Source organism: Mesorhizobium sp. M0618 (assembly GCF_040320765.1).
Classification (GTDB): Bacteria; Pseudomonadota; Alphaproteobacteria; order Rhizobiales; family Rhizobiaceae; genus Mesorhizobium.
In genome coordinates this window covers 20,171-35,290 of sequence record NZ_JAMYQH010000011.1, presented here as the reverse complement: position 1 = coordinate 35,290, position 15,120 = coordinate 20,171, and the positions used below count along the sequence as shown (strand labels likewise).

10 protein-coding genes are annotated in these 15,120 nt (G+C 58.6%); 6 read left to right on the top strand and 4 right to left on the bottom strand.

Annotation, left to right across the window (positions count from 1 at the left end; all coding sequences use genetic code 11):
- Positions 1-19 precede the first annotated feature (19 nt).
- Positions 20-1,912 (top strand): ABC transporter ATP-binding protein, encoded by a 1,893-nt coding sequence (locus tag NKJ04_RS13880; RefSeq protein ID WP_352675669.1) that lies wholly within the window; start codon positions 20-22, stop codon positions 1,910-1,912.
- Between the two features lie 597 nt (positions 1,913-2,509).
- On the opposite strand, the gene NKJ04_RS13875 is transcribed toward NKJ04_RS13880, so the two are convergent.
- The 3 genes from NKJ04_RS13875 to nifA all read right to left on the bottom strand — a co-directional run bounded on the left by NKJ04_RS13875 (position 2,510) and on the right by nifA (position 6,764).
- Entirely contained in the window at positions 2,510-3,550 is a 1,041-nt protein-coding gene (locus NKJ04_RS13875; RefSeq protein WP_023736289.1) for an LLM class flavin-dependent oxidoreductase, read from the bottom strand.
- Between the two features lie 89 nt (positions 3,551-3,639).
- Positions 3,640-4,779, bottom strand: coding sequence for a histidinol-phosphate transaminase (hisC, locus tag NKJ04_RS13870; protein WP_023736288.1), 1,140 nt, complete (start codon positions 4,777-4,779; stop codon positions 3,640-3,642).
- Between the two features lie 218 nt (positions 4,780-4,997).
- Positions 4,998-6,764 carry a nif-specific transcriptional activator NifA gene (gene nifA / locus NKJ04_RS13865; protein WP_352554108.1) on the bottom strand — a complete coding sequence of 589 codons (1,767 nt, stop codon included), beginning with the start codon at positions 6,762-6,764 and terminating at the stop codon, positions 4,998-5,000.
- 1,279 nt (positions 6,765-8,043) lie between these two features.
- Between nifA and NKJ04_RS13860 the strand changes: the two genes are divergently transcribed.
- Positions 8,044-9,372, top strand: a complete 1,329-nt coding sequence (locus NKJ04_RS13860) for a dicarboxylate/amino acid:cation symporter (protein ID WP_352675665.1) — start codon at positions 8,044-8,046, stop codon at positions 9,370-9,372.
- A 302-nt stretch (positions 9,373-9,674) separates the two neighbouring features.
- The gene (locus tag NKJ04_RS13855) at positions 9,675-10,706 is read left to right on the top strand and encodes a LacI family DNA-binding transcriptional regulator (protein WP_023736284.1); all 1,032 of its coding nucleotides are present in this window, start codon (positions 9,675-9,677) and stop codon (positions 10,704-10,706) included.
- Positions 10,707-11,209: 503 nt separating this feature from the next.
- Here the strand turns inward: NKJ04_RS13855 and NKJ04_RS13850 are convergent.
- Positions 11,210-12,235 (bottom strand): LysR family transcriptional regulator, encoded by a 1,026-nt coding sequence (locus NKJ04_RS13850; RefSeq protein WP_023813724.1) that lies wholly within the window; start codon positions 12,233-12,235, stop codon positions 11,210-11,212.
- A 237-nt stretch (positions 12,236-12,472) separates the two neighbouring features.
- Here NKJ04_RS13850 and NKJ04_RS13845 point away from each other — a divergent pair, with 237 nt between their 5' ends.
- From NKJ04_RS13845 to nodC, 3 genes are read left to right on the top strand one after another with little or no spacing between them, the layout of a single operon-like run.
- The gene (locus tag NKJ04_RS13845) at positions 12,473-13,066 is read left to right on the top strand and encodes a NodA family N-acyltransferase (RefSeq protein WP_023736281.1); all 594 of its coding nucleotides are present in this window, start codon (positions 12,473-12,475) and stop codon (positions 13,064-13,066) included.
- Positions 13,063-13,722 carry a chitooligosaccharide deacetylase NodB gene (gene nodB / locus NKJ04_RS13840; protein ID WP_023760354.1) on the top strand — a complete coding sequence of 220 codons (660 nt, stop codon included), beginning with the start codon at positions 13,063-13,065 and terminating at the stop codon, positions 13,720-13,722. Before NKJ04_RS13845 ends, nodB begins: the two co-directional genes overlap by 4 nt.
- A gap of 14 nt (positions 13,723-13,736) precedes the next feature.
- On the top strand, positions 13,737-15,095 hold the full coding sequence (gene nodC / locus NKJ04_RS13835; RefSeq protein WP_352675662.1) for a chitooligosaccharide synthase NodC: 1,359 nt from the start codon (positions 13,737-13,739) through the stop codon (positions 15,093-15,095).
- Positions 15,096-15,120 lie beyond the last annotated feature (25 nt).

Sequence of the window (15,120 nt, the reverse complement as noted above, 5' to 3'; positions counted from 1 at the left end):
AGTATGGGGGCGCCCGCTGATGGACCAGGGCCCCGGCGAACTCGAAGCCGAACGTGACGACGGCAGACGCCCTCCGCGCGCGGTCGTCGGCTCGCACCGGATCGAGGAGGAGATGTTCGGCCGGGCTTTCGACAAGAGCATCCTCCGCCGGATCTGGGGCTTCGTCCATCCCTATCGGGCAAAGGTAGTTGTCACGATTGTCGCGATGTTGATCTTCACCGGGACGCAGCTTCTCATCCCCTTGATCATCCGCTACGCGATCGACCAGGGCATGAACCCGGCAGGGAGCGATCGCTCAGCCCAGCTTACGGCCGTCGGCGCGTTCCTTTCGGCGATTTTGGTCAATTTCGCCGCCGGTTACATGCAGGAAACCTTGGATGGGAAAATTGCCGAAACTGTCCTGTTCGACATCCGCCGCGCCATGTTTGGCCATCTGCAAAAGGTTTCGCTCTCTTTCATGGACAAGACTGAGGTCGGACGCCTGATGTCGCGCCTGCAAGGCGACGTTAACTCCATACAGGAGTTCCTGGAAACCTCGGTATATTCCCTAGGTGATGTTGCGCTTCTCTTCGGCATCGTTTTCGTAATGCTGTGGCTCGACTTTCGCCTCGGCCTCCTGACTCTGTCGGTTCTGCCGATCCTGGTGATCGTCCGCATTGTCTGGCTGCCGCGTGCCCGCGACGCCTTCATGGCTGCACACGAAACCAATTCCGTCGTCAATGGCGCGCTGGCCGAAGCCATTCACGGCGTGCGGACCATACAGTCGATGGATCGCCAGGAGGTGAATTTCATTCTTTTCGACGACCGGGCCCATGCCAACCTCAGGACCCAACTGATCGCTGCCAGATATGCACTGGTCATGGTGCCTATCGTCGATGGCCTCACCGGCCTCGCCTTGGCCGCCGTTATTGTGGTCGGCGGCTCGATGGTCGTGAATAGCCGTATAGATGTGGGCGTGTTGGTAGCCTACCTGTTTTACATCCAGCGCTTCTTTGACCCGATCCGCTCACTCACCCTGCAATATTCGATCATGCAGCGCGCCATGGCCTCAGGCAAGCGCCTGACCGATGTGCTCGATGTCAAGATCGATGTTCAGGACAAACCCAATGCCGAGGTACTTTCGCCCGAAATGGACGGCTCGGTTGAGTTTAGGGACGTCACATTCGGCTACGATCCTATCCGTTCGGTTCTGAAAAATGTCTCCTTCAGGGTCAACCCCGGCGAGACGGTCGCACTGGTCGGACCGAGCGGTTCTGGCAAATCGAGTGCGATGGCCCTGGTCCACCGCTTCTATGATGTTCAGCAGGGTCAGGTGCTGGTCGGCGGGCATGATGTGCGCGACCTCACCCAAGAATCGCTCGGCCGCCAGGTCGCCATGGTGCTGCAGGAGCCATTCCTGTTCACCGGGACGGTCTTCGAGAACATTCGATACCAGAAGACGGAAGCCACGCGCGACAAGGTGATCGAGGCGGCGAAGGCGGTCGGCGCGCATGACTTCGTCATGAGCCTCGCCGACGGGTATGAGACCCAACTTGGCGAACGCGGCGACAACTTATCTCTTGGCCAGCGCCAGCTTATCAGTTTCGCCCGGGCCCTCGTCGCTGACGCCAAGATCCTCGTGCTCGACGAAGCTACCGCCAACATCGACAGCTACACGGAATTGCAGATTCAGAAGGCTCTGATCAAGCTGCTTGAAGGGCGGACTGGCCTCGTCATCGCCCACCGCCTCGCCACGATCCGGGGGGCCGACCGCATCATCGTGCTTCAGAATGGCCAAGTTGTTGCGACTGGCAACCACGATGAGCTAATAGCCATGGGCGGCCTGTATTCCAAACTCTACTATCTCAACTATGCCTCCTTCGACGACATCCCCGAACACGAGACCACCGTGCAAGCTGGCTCCCAGACCTGACTTTTTGGCGGCCTTGTGGTAGTGGCGTTGACTTTCGGGCGTGTCGGCGGACCACTCAGGCACCGCAGACGGCCAGCAGGCAGCATTCAAGGACAAGCACTCCTCGCAGTTCGTGAAGACCGGCTGCGAACGATTTCCTCCAGCATCGTATCCCGACCGCGGTGCACCCCATCATCGGGCGAGCTCGCTCCCGGTGGTGGCTGGGGCGTAGCAAAGCCGCTCGCGAGCGCGCCCTCAACAGCGCCGTAGCGAGTGGCGGCTTTGCTACCGCCGGGCCGCTGATGAAGCTGGAGGCGCCGCACCGACGCCGCCCCGGGCGAGAAGAACCTCTGCGGCGGGCTATGGGCAACGGGTAGCGCGAGCGCGACGAGCAGACGCGTGCCTGCATCGTGACGCGCTCGGCCATCATCTCCTTAGGATCATGCAGGTTCACAAGATGGCCCAGACGCCAGCCAACGCACAAACCTGGTATTCTGTGCCGCCGGCTCGTCGTCAGTTTGGCCTCCCTCCCGATTGCCCGTCCACCGTGCACGCTAGAGCACGTGGATGTGAGGGAGCGCTGTACAACGATTCAACCTCAGACCGCGAATTTCATGGTCAGCCAAGTCGAGCCATGATTTCGGATTGGATGGTCGTCGCAGTGTACAGGGAAGCATCTAGCGGCAGATTTCCAAATGCCAGTTGACAAAGCAGGTAGTTGGCACCTGCCTCTTCCAACTGACCTAACAGAGCTTTTCGCACAGATTCTGCTGATCCTACCACGCACAATTCACTCTCGACTGCCGCATCGAAGGTCAGCGGCAGGTTTGGTGGAGTGGGGATAGCGTTGAGCTCGTAAAGGAATTGGAAGCTCTTGAGCCAGCGTTCGTAAGCAGGTGCCGCGAGCGAATAGGCATGTGTGTCACAACGCCCAACCACGACCATGCGGAGCAATCCGATAAATTGCGCCTGATCCCCCGCGCCAGCGTTGTCCTCTCGATAGGCGCGGAACGCATCAGTAGTTTTGCGAACAGAAGAGGAAGGTCCTACACACGCGATATTTGTTCCATTCGCAGCCGCCCAAGCTGCGGACTCGGGTCGATTGGCAGCGACCCATGTCGGCGGATGTGGACGCTGATGAGGTCTTAGCGTCAAAGGAACGTCATTGAGATCAAAATGGCGGCCTTGATAGCATAGCGTGCCGACCTTCATCGGATTAACAAGTATTTCCATGAGGATTTCGCTGGCTTCAGCATAACGGCCCGGCACCGCGTCCGCACCAATCCCGAAGTAGCCCAATTCGATCGGGAGAGCACCGCGCCCTATGCCCAGTTCGAGCCTGCCACCGCTCAACTGGTCCAGCATACAGATCTCTTCGAACGCACGCAGCGGATGATAAAGCGCAAGCAGCATCACCAAGGGTCCGAGACGCAAGCGCCGGGTGCGCTGGGCGACGCTCGATAAGAACAGATTCGGCGATGGACCTCTCCCATGGGGAGTACAGTGGTGTTCTGCGAGATGATAGGCATAGAACCCTAGCTGATCGCACGCCTCTGCTAATATCAGGCGATCTTCGTACTGCCGACCGATGTCGCGGCCATCCTCGTCCAGATGATCGAAGATGCCGAACGCTAGGTTTGAAGGAAAGACGTTTGTCACTCGATAAGTCCCCGATTTTAAAAGCAGGCTGTTCTCTTGCTGGGATGACCAAGCAAGTCGGAAGAGATGTGTGTGATCGCCGATTAACGTCAGCGTAACGAAGAAGCAGAGCCTGACGCTTCCCTGCCCTTGGAGCTTGGCACCGTTAAGCTTCCAGCAATGTCGCCAGCGGCAGCAAGAAATGCATCCATCTGCTCTTTTGTGCCGATGCTGACGCGGATGCAGTGTTCCAAGCCTTTGTCCGGAAAAAACGCGACAAGTATCTTTTGCCTTTCCAATGCTGCTTGCCACCATGAGCCGTCCTGTCCCGCGGGCACACGGGCCAGCAAGAAATTTGCGCGGGAGGGCGTTACGGAAAATCCGAGTTGCGACAGCGCGACTGTCACTCGCTCTCGTTCATCCTTGATGTGCTTGTGGTTCTCTGCGTAGGCGCCGCGATGCGCAAGCACGCTGATACCAACGGCATGCCCGATGACGTTCATGTTGAAGACGTTCTGGATGTTTCGCAGCCTGCCAATAATTTCAGGGTGACCGAAACCGAAACCGACGCGAATGCCGGCGGCGGCATAGCTTTTCGAGAATGACCTCAAGATCAGAACGTTCGGATACTGGTTGATGAGGCGCAGGCCATGATCGGGTGCAAAGTCGACGTAGGCTTCATCAAGGACAACCAAGCGGTCTGATTGTGCTACGAGGCGTTCGATATCGCTTATCGGGAGGAATGTTCCGGTCGGATTGTTTGGATTGGCCAACATAATGAACTTGGCGTCTTTTGCCGGACCAGAAAGCAATTGCTCCATTGGCAGGGAATGAGCTTGACATCCGATTTCGAGAAACTCGGCGCCCTGAATCATGGCAAGTTTGCGGTTGAACGAAAACCCTGGCGACATCATCGCAACCTTGTCGCCAGGCGCGAGGAAAGCTCTGTAGATCAGTCCGAGCAGTTCAGACGACCCATTGCCTGCGATGACCTGATCCCTGGAAACGCCATAGGTGCTGGACGCCGCTTCCCTCAAGCTGATGTTATCGTCATCCGGATATAGATACTGGCACTTGAGGGCCGCCACTGCACTTTGCATTATGATTGGCGGCAACGGAAACGGGTTCTCATTCGTATTCAGCTTGACAAAATTTCCGTCCGGTGCTGGTCCGTTGGACGGCAGAGCATATAAGTGTCGCGTCACTGGCGGAAGAGCCGAAAGCACAGTTTGCAGTTTTGCATCGGACATATTTTAACTCCGTTTTAGTCACCAGGGGCATCCGTATGAGCTCGCAACGAGAGCAACATGGCGGACAGGATTGACGATGGAAGCGTTGCCTCTCACACGATGGTCGCAACGCAGACACGGGAATTCGGCCAGGCTGTCCTCGATGAATCGAGTGGAAGCGGACGCGGACCTGCATCGCTGCCGCAAGGCGCTAAGCAGCTCAGCTCATCTCCTCGGTTTCAGATACGCTTGATCTCGACGCCGTATTTCCTCAGCACGTAGCCAATCTGGCGCGGGGTCAGTCCAAGGAGGCGCGCTGCCTTTGCCTGCACCCAGCCACATCTTTCCATGGCAGCAATGACGCGCTCTATGTCGGGGGTCCTCGCACCAATTGGGTGTGTTGCGCCGGCACGCGGGACTGTGGTCGCGGCCGAACAGGCTGCCGCATCCGGCGGCGTGGCCGGATTCGCTGACTCCGGCAGGATCGGCGCTGGTTGCATCGCGGCCTTGCCCGATCTGCACTTCCACAGCGCCTCGGCAAAGCATTGGCCTTGGGAGCAGGCAAAGTCGTTTCTCCCGATTGATAGTCCCTCGGCCAGGATCGCTGTCCGGTGCACGCAATTTTCAAGCTCGCGAATGTTGCCGGGAAACTCACATTTCATCAGCACTTCAATCGCACACGGATCGAAGGTAAGCGTACAGCCGTTCTCGTCGTTGAACTTCTTGAGAAACTCAGCTGCGAGCAGCGGAATATCGCTGCGCCTCTGGCGCAATGCTGGTACCAGCAAGGGAACCACGTTGATGCGGTAGTATAGGTCGGCGCGGAACTCATTCCTTGCAACCGCCTCTTCCAGGTTCCTGTTCGTGGCGGCAATCACGCGAACATCGACCTTGATGGTCTGATTGCTGCCGACGCGCTCAAACTCCTGCTCCTGCAGCACGCGCAGCAGCTTTGCCTGGAACGAGGCCGAGATCTCGCCAATCTCATCCAGAAACAACGTCCCCTTGTCAGCGAGCTCAAAGCGCCCCTTGCGGGAATTGAATGCGCTTGTGAAGGCACCCTTCTCATGACCGAACAATTCGGATTCCAGGACTGTCTCTGGGAGCGCTGCACAATTGAGTTTAACGAAGGGCCGCTTGGCGCGCGGCGACAACTCGTGAATTGCCTTGGCAGCCAGCTCCTTCCCGGTACCGGACTCGCCTCGCAACAGAACCGTGGTTTTTGCCTTGGCTACGATCGCGATCTTCTCCAGCAGCGCGCTTATCGCCGGACTGTCACCAATCATCCCCTCGACATGAACCTTTTTGCGCCGGGGTGCAGGGTGCTTAACATCGGAAAATTTCGTCTGCAGCCGATCTTCCAACTCCGGCGGTCGCTCGCGGTCCCCCGCGCAGAAGCGGTGCAACTTGACTGTCTGTCCCACCATGTTGGCAATCATGGTGAGCAGTCGGACATCGTAATCGAGCCGATAGCTTGACCTGCTTTCCAAAGCCCTGTCCACAGTCAGCGCGCCTACGGCGTTCCCATCAACACGAATGGGAACGCCGATGAAGGACACGGTGTCGGAGGCCCCAAGCACCTCGATGTCAGCGGCAGTGAAGGCCGGATGCATCGCTATGTCCTCGGCGATGAGCGGCGTGTCCGTCGTCACAATCTGATCGATGGCGTTGCGCGGCACGCGCGACCGGGAGGGCTCATTGCTGTTCGTGTCGCAGTCGCTGGCCACGGTGATGTCCAGTCCGGCCTCGGCATCGCAGAGAGTGATGATGCCGTGCCGCATCTGCACTAACGAGTGCAGGAGATCAACGACCTTGGCCAACGTGAGTTCGAGCCGGGCGGGACCGGTGAGTATTTTCGATATTTCGAAGATTCCGGTGAGGGCGCGCTCGTGCAATACCCCATTCGCAGGATTCGTCTCGGACGTTGGACAACCTCTTATCGCATCCGGCAGCGATATGCCGCACTCGCTGGCATTTTGTTCTGATTTGCGAATGTTGTGGTGCATGTGATCCTCGATCTCGCGCCATCAAACGTAGGCCGGCGGCATGTGCGCCCGCGACGTCGCGAGCAAGCGCGAAAATACTCCGACGTGAACTCGTGCCGCCGCCGTTTGGTCGAGTGCAAAGCGGATCGAACCCTGATGCATCGCTTGGCTCTCCCCTCCACGAAGCTTGGCCATGGTCTCGGCTTGCACCAAGGCAACCACACGTTGTTTTCAACAGACTGGAGCGAGGCGGGATAGTCAATCGAGCTTTCTTTCATTCGTGAAAGGAAACCTCGCGGCATATGATAGAATTCATCAATTCTGTTTTTGCCGTTGAACGACGGAAATACTTGCGCCGGCGATGCGGTGCCCGAGCGGCTGACCGCGCCGAGTGTAAAAGCCGGGCCGTGCCATTCACCAGCGCCCGCGACGGAGGGGCGGAAGTGATAATAACCGCCAACGGCACTGGTCGTTTGCGGCAACCGCCATTTTGCTCGAGTTGATCATACGGCGGCGGTGTCGCGTGTGAAGGCGCGAAGCTGGCGTCGAGTACGGCTTGGTAGCCGGTGCTCGCAATTTCCAGATCGCATCGTCGTGGTCAGCGCCAACGGCGTCAATCTCTACGTCTCGACATGGCTTTCATGCAGCGGGAGCGCTGCAAAGAGCACAGCCATTCTCGGCTCTGATGCCACCGATGAACCGCGAGCCAGAGGGATCGACTGGCAGCACTCTGTCAGTGAACATCAACGGGTCGTGCTGGACCCTCGTCGTTCCCGCCTTGTGCCAGCGCATTCATTCCATCATGGGTGCCACGGCTAGTCAGGGAAAGCGAAGCTCTCGGCCTCCTCTAGACCAACGGATTTCGTCATGTGGCGCAGGCGTTCCGGCGAGAGGAACTCGCCTCTCACAGCGCTTCCGAACAGGGGTAAGTTAGCCTGTCATCTGGACGGGCTTATGAACAGGCGACCTATTTGGTACGCGCTGGCGCCAGCGATGCGGCCCGGTCCAAAGCCGGCTAAACGAGGAACCCACCACGCTCTGTGCAGCAAAACCGCTAGCCAGAGGGATCGACCGGCAGCACTCTGCCAGAGACCATCAAGGGCGTGCCGGACCGCGGCCATCCCGCTGGTCTGACACCGCATTCCTCCATCATTGGCGAGCCCACGTCAGTTCAGGTCATGCGGATTCATCTGGCATGGGTATTGCGGCGGCGTTGGTGCAGCGTTCGACCGGAGCGCCGCGATAGGGAGAAGCCCGGGAGAAGTCACGCCACCTCGATCCGGTCAGGGAGAGAGAAACAGTGTCAGCTGCACAAGTCCGCGGCGCGAGTCCCGCGCCCCGCAAACCCTTCTACACCAAGCTCTACGCCCAGGTGCTTGCCGCCATCGCGCTCGGCGTCGCAATTGGCTATTTTTATCCGGAGACCGGCGAGAGCCTGAAGCCGCTGGGTGATGCCTTCATCAAGCTGGTCAAGATGATCATCGCGCCTGTCATCTTCCTGACAATTGCCACCGGCATTGCCGGCATGAACGATCTTCATAAGGTCGGCCGGGTCGCCGGTAAAGCAATGGTCTATTTCCTCACCTTCTCGACGCTCGCGCTGATCGTCGGCCTCATCGTCGCCAATGTCGTCCAGCCTGGCGCCGGCCTCAACATTGATCCGGCCTCGCTCGATGTCCAGGCCGTGAATACCTATGCCGCAAAAGCCAGCGAGCAGTCGGTCACCGGCTTTCTGATGAACATCATCCCGCCAACGATCGTCGGTGCCTTCGCGGAAGGCGACATCCTGCAGGTGCTGTTCTTCTCGGTTCTGTTCGGCATGGCGCTTGCGATGGCCGGCGAGCCGGGCAAGCCTGTCGTTTGCTTCCTTCAGGCGCTCATCGCGCCTGTCTTCAAGCTCGTTGGAATTCTGATGAAGGCCGCGCCGATCGGCGCTTTTGGCGCAATGGCCTTCACCATCGGCAGATATGGCATCGGTTCGGTGGTCAACCTCGCGATGCTGGTCGCGACGTTCTATTTCACCGCCTTCCTCTTCGTGTTCGGGGTTCTCGGCGCGGTCTGTCGCTACAACGGCTTCTCGATCTGTTCTCTCATTCGCTACATCAAGGAAGAGCTGCTGCTTGTCCTCGCAACGTCCTCCTCGGAGGCGGCGCTCCCTTCGCTGATGCAGAAATTGGAGAAGGCGGGCGCCAGGCGTTCGGTTGTGGGTCTCGTCATCCCGGCCGGATACTCATTCAATCTGGACGGCACGAATATCTACATGACGCTGGCGGCCCTCTTCATCGCGCAGGCGACGAACACGGATCTGTCCATTGGCGATCAGGTGCTGCTGCTGCTCGTAGCAATGCTTTCCTCCAAGGGCGCTGCAGGTGTCACAGGCGCGGGCTTCATCACCCTGGCGGCTACGCTCGCCGTAGTTCCGAGTGTTCCCGTTGCTGGGATGGCACTGATACTCGGCATCGACCGCTTCATGTCCGAATGCCGGGCGCTGACGAATTGCGTCGGCAACGCAGTGGCATCCCTCGTCGTCGCCCGCTGGGAAGGAGAATTGGACCGAGCACAGATGAAAGCCGCCTTCTGCGGTCATCAGCTTGCCAAGGCATCAAACCGGCTACCCTCCTCCAAGTAAGGTGGGCGGCCCACGACCTGTTAAGTCGCCTAGCTGGTCACATGAACTGAACGACCGACCCGCAGCCTCTAAACGGCTCCTCACGGACCATGTAGCCGAAGCGCTAAATGTGTGAGTGCAAACCGTCACCGCCCTTTAAGCGAATGAGCCTTTCAGTATACCCGGCCGGTTTACGTCTGGAATGATGTTCGTCCAACACGCTGTTGGCCGTTCGTATAGGACGTTTTCACTTTGCCACCCGAAACCGAAACCCGTTAGGCGACAGAGAGCCGGCCGGCGTCAAAAAGATCAGAATAGGACCTATGACCAAGCGCCCCACAATTGCCGATCTCGCCCGCGAAGCCCGAGTCAGCGTAGCAACGATCGATCGGGTTCTGAACGCCCGCCATCCGGTGCGCGAGGAGACCGCGCGGCGGGTCCACGACGCCGCCCACGCGATCGGCTATCATGCTGCCGGGCTAATCAAGCAGCGCTTGCGGCGAGACCTACCGCACTACCGTCTGGGCTTCATCTTGAGAAAACCGGCCCAGCATTTCTACCAAGATTTTGCGCGCGAGGTCGAAGCATCGGTCAATTTGGCCCAGTCCTTCCACGGCATTCCGCTCGTCGAATTCGCCCCGTCACATATGCCGAGCGACCTGATCGCGCGGCTCAAGGATTTGGGCGCACGCTGCCATGCGATCGCGATGGTGGCACCGGACCACCCGAAAATTACAGCAGCGGTTGAGGACCTCAAGGCCAAAGGCATTCCGGTTTTCTCGCTGCTTTCCGACTTCGCCGCCGGCGTGCGACAGGGGTATATCGGCCTTAACAACCGCAAGGTGGGGCGCACGGCCGCTTGGATGGTGTCGAAGGTCGCAAAACGGCCCGGCAAAGTGGCGGTTTTTGTCGGCAGCCATCGTTTCCAGGGGCACGAGCTCCGTGACGTCGGCTTTCGCTCCTATTGCCGTGAGAACGCGCCCACGTTCGAGGTGCTGGATCCTGTCATGAACCTCGAGAAACGGCAGATCACCTACGAGGCAACGCTTGATCTCATGCAGCGAGAGCCCGAGCTCGTCGGCTTCTATGTCGCCGGCGGCGGCATGGAGGGCGCCATCTCCGCGCTCCGAGAAGAGGGCAAAAGTCGCGATCTCGTCGCGATCGTGAATGAAATCACGCCGGAGTCTCGGGCGGCGCTCGCAGATAATATCGTCACGATGGCGGTCGCCACGCCAATGCGCCGACTTTGCCGGGAGCTGATAACGCTGATGACGCGGGCTATCGAGACCGGCACCGCTGAAACACCCGGACAGACATTTCTCCCGTTCGACATCCATCTGCCGGAAAATATATGAAACTCATGGACTCTATCGTGAGCGGGGAGTTTCCTTTCATAAACGAGAGAAAGTTGAATGTTGATCCCATCCCGCGGGGTGGCCGCACCCACGGACCTCAGCCGGGCAGAATGTAGCGCCGATTAGATGAACGGATCGGCCACGCGTTCAGGCAGAAGCGCGGGGTCAATTGCCTGGGTCCGCGGCGTCAAGCTCGACCGGCTTCATTGCCAAGTGCCCGACTTTCTCGGTGCAGGGGACTGTCGTCGACGCCAGTAGCCGAGCGAGGCTGGCACAGATGATCGACCACGTGGACCGCCATCTCCTCGCCTGGCCGCGCGTGAAAAGCCGCGGCAAGGCCTGCGACGTTGGCATTTAAGTGGGGCTGAGCATCTTCTGGGACTCCGCAAGCAAAATCGGAGGCGGCAGTCAATTCAGTAGCAACCCCGGGCGTGTGTTCTGCTCGTTCCTGGCCCTCGTACTTGACGATCAACTGCGCCGCTCTGCTGGGCAAGGCCCGGTGTTTAAGTGGGGCTTAACATCTTCCGGGACTTCGCACGCGAAATCGAGGTGGCAGTCGGTACCAACAACCGCAAGGTCGGATCGGCGTGCCCGAGACGCTCATTGATTTCAGGCAAAGGCGCCAGGCTAGATGCCTCCTGCAACATCATTTCCCGCATCCACATGCTTGCCGGATCAGTATTGTGAAGCTCAGGCCATTGGACGGCCTCCGTGAATGCGGGAGGAGGAAGTGGCGGCGGAAGTTGGACAATCCGCAGGGGTGTTGTTTTTGCGAAATGCTGCGCCAGCCGTAAGGGCATGGTCCCGATGCGGTTGCTGCCTGACAGGACGGGCGCGATCAGGCTAAAGCCCTGTACGACGACCTCGACACGTCTCTCGAAACCGTGCTCGAGCAAATACCATTCCTCCATGGTGGGCTGCCGGGTGTGCCTGAATTTGAGCACGACATGCCCCATGGACAAGTATCGCTCGAATGTAAGTGGCTCTGACAGCTGCTTGTTCGTGCCGCAGCCTACGCATACGAGCATATCTTCGAACAGGACTGCGCGAGGATGTTTCGACATGAACACTTCCGGCATAATCAGAAAATCAAGGTCGCCGCGCCGGAGAAGCTCCTCGGGGTCGTCACAAATAGGCAGACATTCAAAGCGAACGGCGGGTGCTTCCCGCGCAGCACGCTCTACGATCTTCTTAAAAAATACGATCGTGATGTAATCGGAAAGCATCATTCGGAAGAGACGATCCGATTGGGCCGGGTTGAAAGCGTCGGAGGAAATAATCGATAGCTGGATGTGCAGCAATGCCTCCCGGACTGCTGTGGCGAGCCCGTCGGCGCGCGGTGTCAAAATGAGCTCGCGGCCGTTCATCGTAAATAGCTCATCGTTGAAATAGGCGCGTAACCGAGCAACGGCGGCGCTCATGGCCGGCTGGCTCAGGTTGATACTGCGAGCCGCGGCAGTGACTTTACGCTCCCTCATCAGAGCGTCCAGCACAACGAGGAGATTTAGATCGAGTCCCTTGAAACGCATGTCATGTTCTATCCAACGTGTGGATGCGTATCATTCAAACAATCAATTTTACGAATTTACGAGCCATGCATTAGAGGAACGTTAATGAGCGACGTCAAGCTCAAATCGACGACACGGGCCGGAACTTCGAGAGAGCGTCTGGCTCACCTTCGCCAACGACAACGGCTGAATGCAGCCAACAGCGCCGCTTTGGTCGGGTAATGCGGCCGCAAAAACTAATATGAAGAGAGGTCCTGAATGCGCCACCAGGTGCAGTGGAAGTTGTGCTGGGAAAACGAATTGCAGCTCTCCGATCACGTTGAGCTCGCCGAGTTCTTTCGTGATACGTACGGGCCGACTGGGGCGTCCAACGCAGAACCGTTCGAAGGTAGTCGAAGCTGGGCCGGAGCCAGGCCTGAACTCCGCGTGATCGCCTATGATTCAAGTGGTGTAGCGGCTCACATGGGCATACTGCGCCGTTTCATCAAGGTTGACGCGGTCGACCTGTTGGTGGCTGAGCTGGGCCTGTACGGGGTACGCCCGGACCTTGAGGGTCTCGGAATCGCCCATTCAATCCATGTCATGCTTCCAATACTGCAGGAGCTTGGCGTTCCATTCGCTTTCGGAACGGTCCGGGACGCGCTGCGGAATCATGTTGAGAGGTTCGGGCGGCGATACAGGCCTTTGGCCGTTTTGTCGGGAATTCGCGTGCGCTCGACCCGACCAGAGGCCCGCCTCGACCTGCCGCCCACACGCATCGATGACGCACTCACCATTGTTCTGCCGGTTGGACGGCCGATCAGCGAATGGCCCACGGGCACGATGATAGATCGGAACGGACCAGAGCTATGAGCCGTCCCGATTGCTTGTACGAAGTGCGCCGTGAGTGCTCTGACGGCACCGGCCGTCGCAGCGTTTATCTGACGTTTGACGACGGTCCCAATCCACTTTTCACACCGGAGATTCTCGATGTGCTGGCAGAGCAGCGGGTGCCGGCGACTTTCTTCGTCATCGGCGCCTACGCCTTAGAGCACCCAGATCTAATCCAACGGATGGTCGCAGAAGGGCACGAGGTAGGCAACCACACGATGTCTCATCCGGATCTGTACCAATGCGGTTTCGGCGAAGTGCAACGTGAGGTCTTTGAAGCGAACGACGCCATCATGAGAGCGTGCCCGCAGGCCTCGGTGCGCTATGTTCGCGCGCCCTACGGCGCCTGGAGCGAAGAAGTCTTCACAGCCTCACAGATCGCCGGGCTGGCGGCCCTCCATTGGTCCGTCGACCCTCGAGATTGGTCTCGCCCTGGGGTCGACGCGATTATCGATAAAGTGCTCGCCTCTGTCCGGCCGGGCGCAATCGTACTCTTGCACGACGGATGCCCTCCCGGCGAGTTAAGCCAGGGCGCTCACGCCGGTCTGCGCGACCAGACGGTCACGGCGCTGTCCCGGCTGATTCCAGCATTGCGTGAGCGCGGATTTGTAATCCGCTCACTTCCTCAACATCACTGAACAAACGAGATCCCATGACTCTTCTTGGTACAACCAGCACTGTGGCCATATCGCTTTATGCGCTGCTCTCAACTGCTTATAAGAGCATGCAGGGGATTTATGCTCTGCCGACAAACGACTCATCGGCGTTGGAGGTTCTCGTCGGCTCCGATCAACTGCCCAGCGTGGATGTCATCGTCCCCTGCTTCAACGAGGATCCGCGCACGCTTTCAGAGTGCCTGGCTTCCATTGCCGACCAAGAATACGCCGGAAGACTTCGGGTCTATGTGGTTGATGACGGTTCTGGAAATCGCGAAGCCTTAGGAACTGTCCACGAAGCCTACGCGCGCGACCCCAGGTTCGACATCATTTTGCTTCCCGAGAATGTTGGAAAGCGCAAGGCGCAGATCGCCGCGATACGCCGCTCATCAGGGGATCTGGTGCTTAACGTTGATTCAGACACGTTACTCGCGTCCGACGTCATTGCCAAGCTTGTACCGAAAATGCGAGATTCAGCGGTCGGCGCAGTCATGGGTCAGTTGACGGCCAGTAACCGGACCGAGAGCTGGCTGACTAGGCTGATAGACATGGAGTACTGGCTGGCTTGCAACGAGGAGCGCGCGGCGCAGGCTCGCTTCGGTGCCGTTATGTGCTGTTGCGGCCCATGTGCCATGTACCGCCGGTCTGCGCTCCTTTTATTACTGGACCAGTACGAGTCGCAGTTTTTTCGGGGCAAGCCAAGCGACTTCGGTGAGGATCGCCATCTTACTATCCTGATGCTGAAAGCAGGCTTTCGAACCGAGTACGTTCCGAGCGCCATCGCGGCCACAGTCGTCCCGAACAGACTCGGACCGTATCTGCGCCAACAACTCCGTTGGGCACGAAGCACATTCCGGGACACGCTGCTTGGGCTGCGCTTGCTGCCCAGCCTAAATAGCTATCTCACGTTGGACGTGGTCGGACAGAATCTCGGCGCGCTACTCCTCGCCGTATCGGTATTAACGGGCCTCGCACATTTCGCACTGACAGGCTCTGTGCCTTGGTGGACAGGACTGATGATTGTGTCCATGACCATGCTCCGATGCAGCGTGGTAGCAGTTCGTGCCCGACAGTTTCGATTTCTGGGCTTTTCGCTGCACACGTTCATCAACATCTTTCTCTTGCTTCCGTTGAAAGCCTACGCGCTGTGTACATTGAGCAATAGCGATTGGCTGTCGCGAGGCTCTGCTGTCGCTACATCGAACACTGGGGGAAAACAGGCCCCCACCCAAACTCCGATCACTGGTTCCAGCAGGGCAGAATTCTCGCCGCATGCGGCTCCGCTTCGCAGGCTCAATCTTGCGCGGGATTCTTCGGAATTAGTGCTGTCGGGCAACATTTGCGGCGACGAGTGATCGCTAATTACCTAGTGGACGAGAG

Excerpts from the sequence above, each read along its gene's own strand:
- NKJ04_RS13855 (WP_023736284.1), top strand. The coding sequence starts at position 9,675 with ATGACCAAGCGCCCCACAATTGCCGATCTCGCCCGCGAAGCCCGAGTC.
- nodC (WP_352675662.1), top strand. The coding sequence starts at position 13,737 with ATGACTCTTCTTGGTACAACCAGCACTGTGGCCATATCGCTTTATGCG.
- NKJ04_RS13880 (WP_352675669.1), top strand. The coding sequence starts at position 20 with ATGGACCAGGGCCCCGGCGAACTCGAAGCCGAACGTGACGACGGCAGA.
- nodB (WP_023760354.1), top strand. The coding sequence starts at position 13,063 with ATGAGCCGTCCCGATTGCTTGTACGAAGTGCGCCGTGAGTGCTCTGAC.
- hisC (WP_023736288.1), bottom strand. The coding sequence starts at position 4,779 with ATGTCCGATGCAAAACTGCAAACTGTGCTTTCGGCTCTTCCGCCAGTG.
- NKJ04_RS13845 (WP_023736281.1), top strand. The coding sequence starts at position 12,473 with ATGCGCCACCAGGTGCAGTGGAAGTTGTGCTGGGAAAACGAATTGCAG.
- NKJ04_RS13850 (WP_023813724.1), bottom strand. The coding sequence starts at position 12,235 with ATGCGTTTCAAGGGACTCGATCTAAATCTCCTCGTTGTGCTGGACGCT.
- nifA (WP_352554108.1), bottom strand. The coding sequence starts at position 6,764 with ATGCACCACAACATTCGCAAATCAGAACAAAATGCCAGCGAGTGCGGC.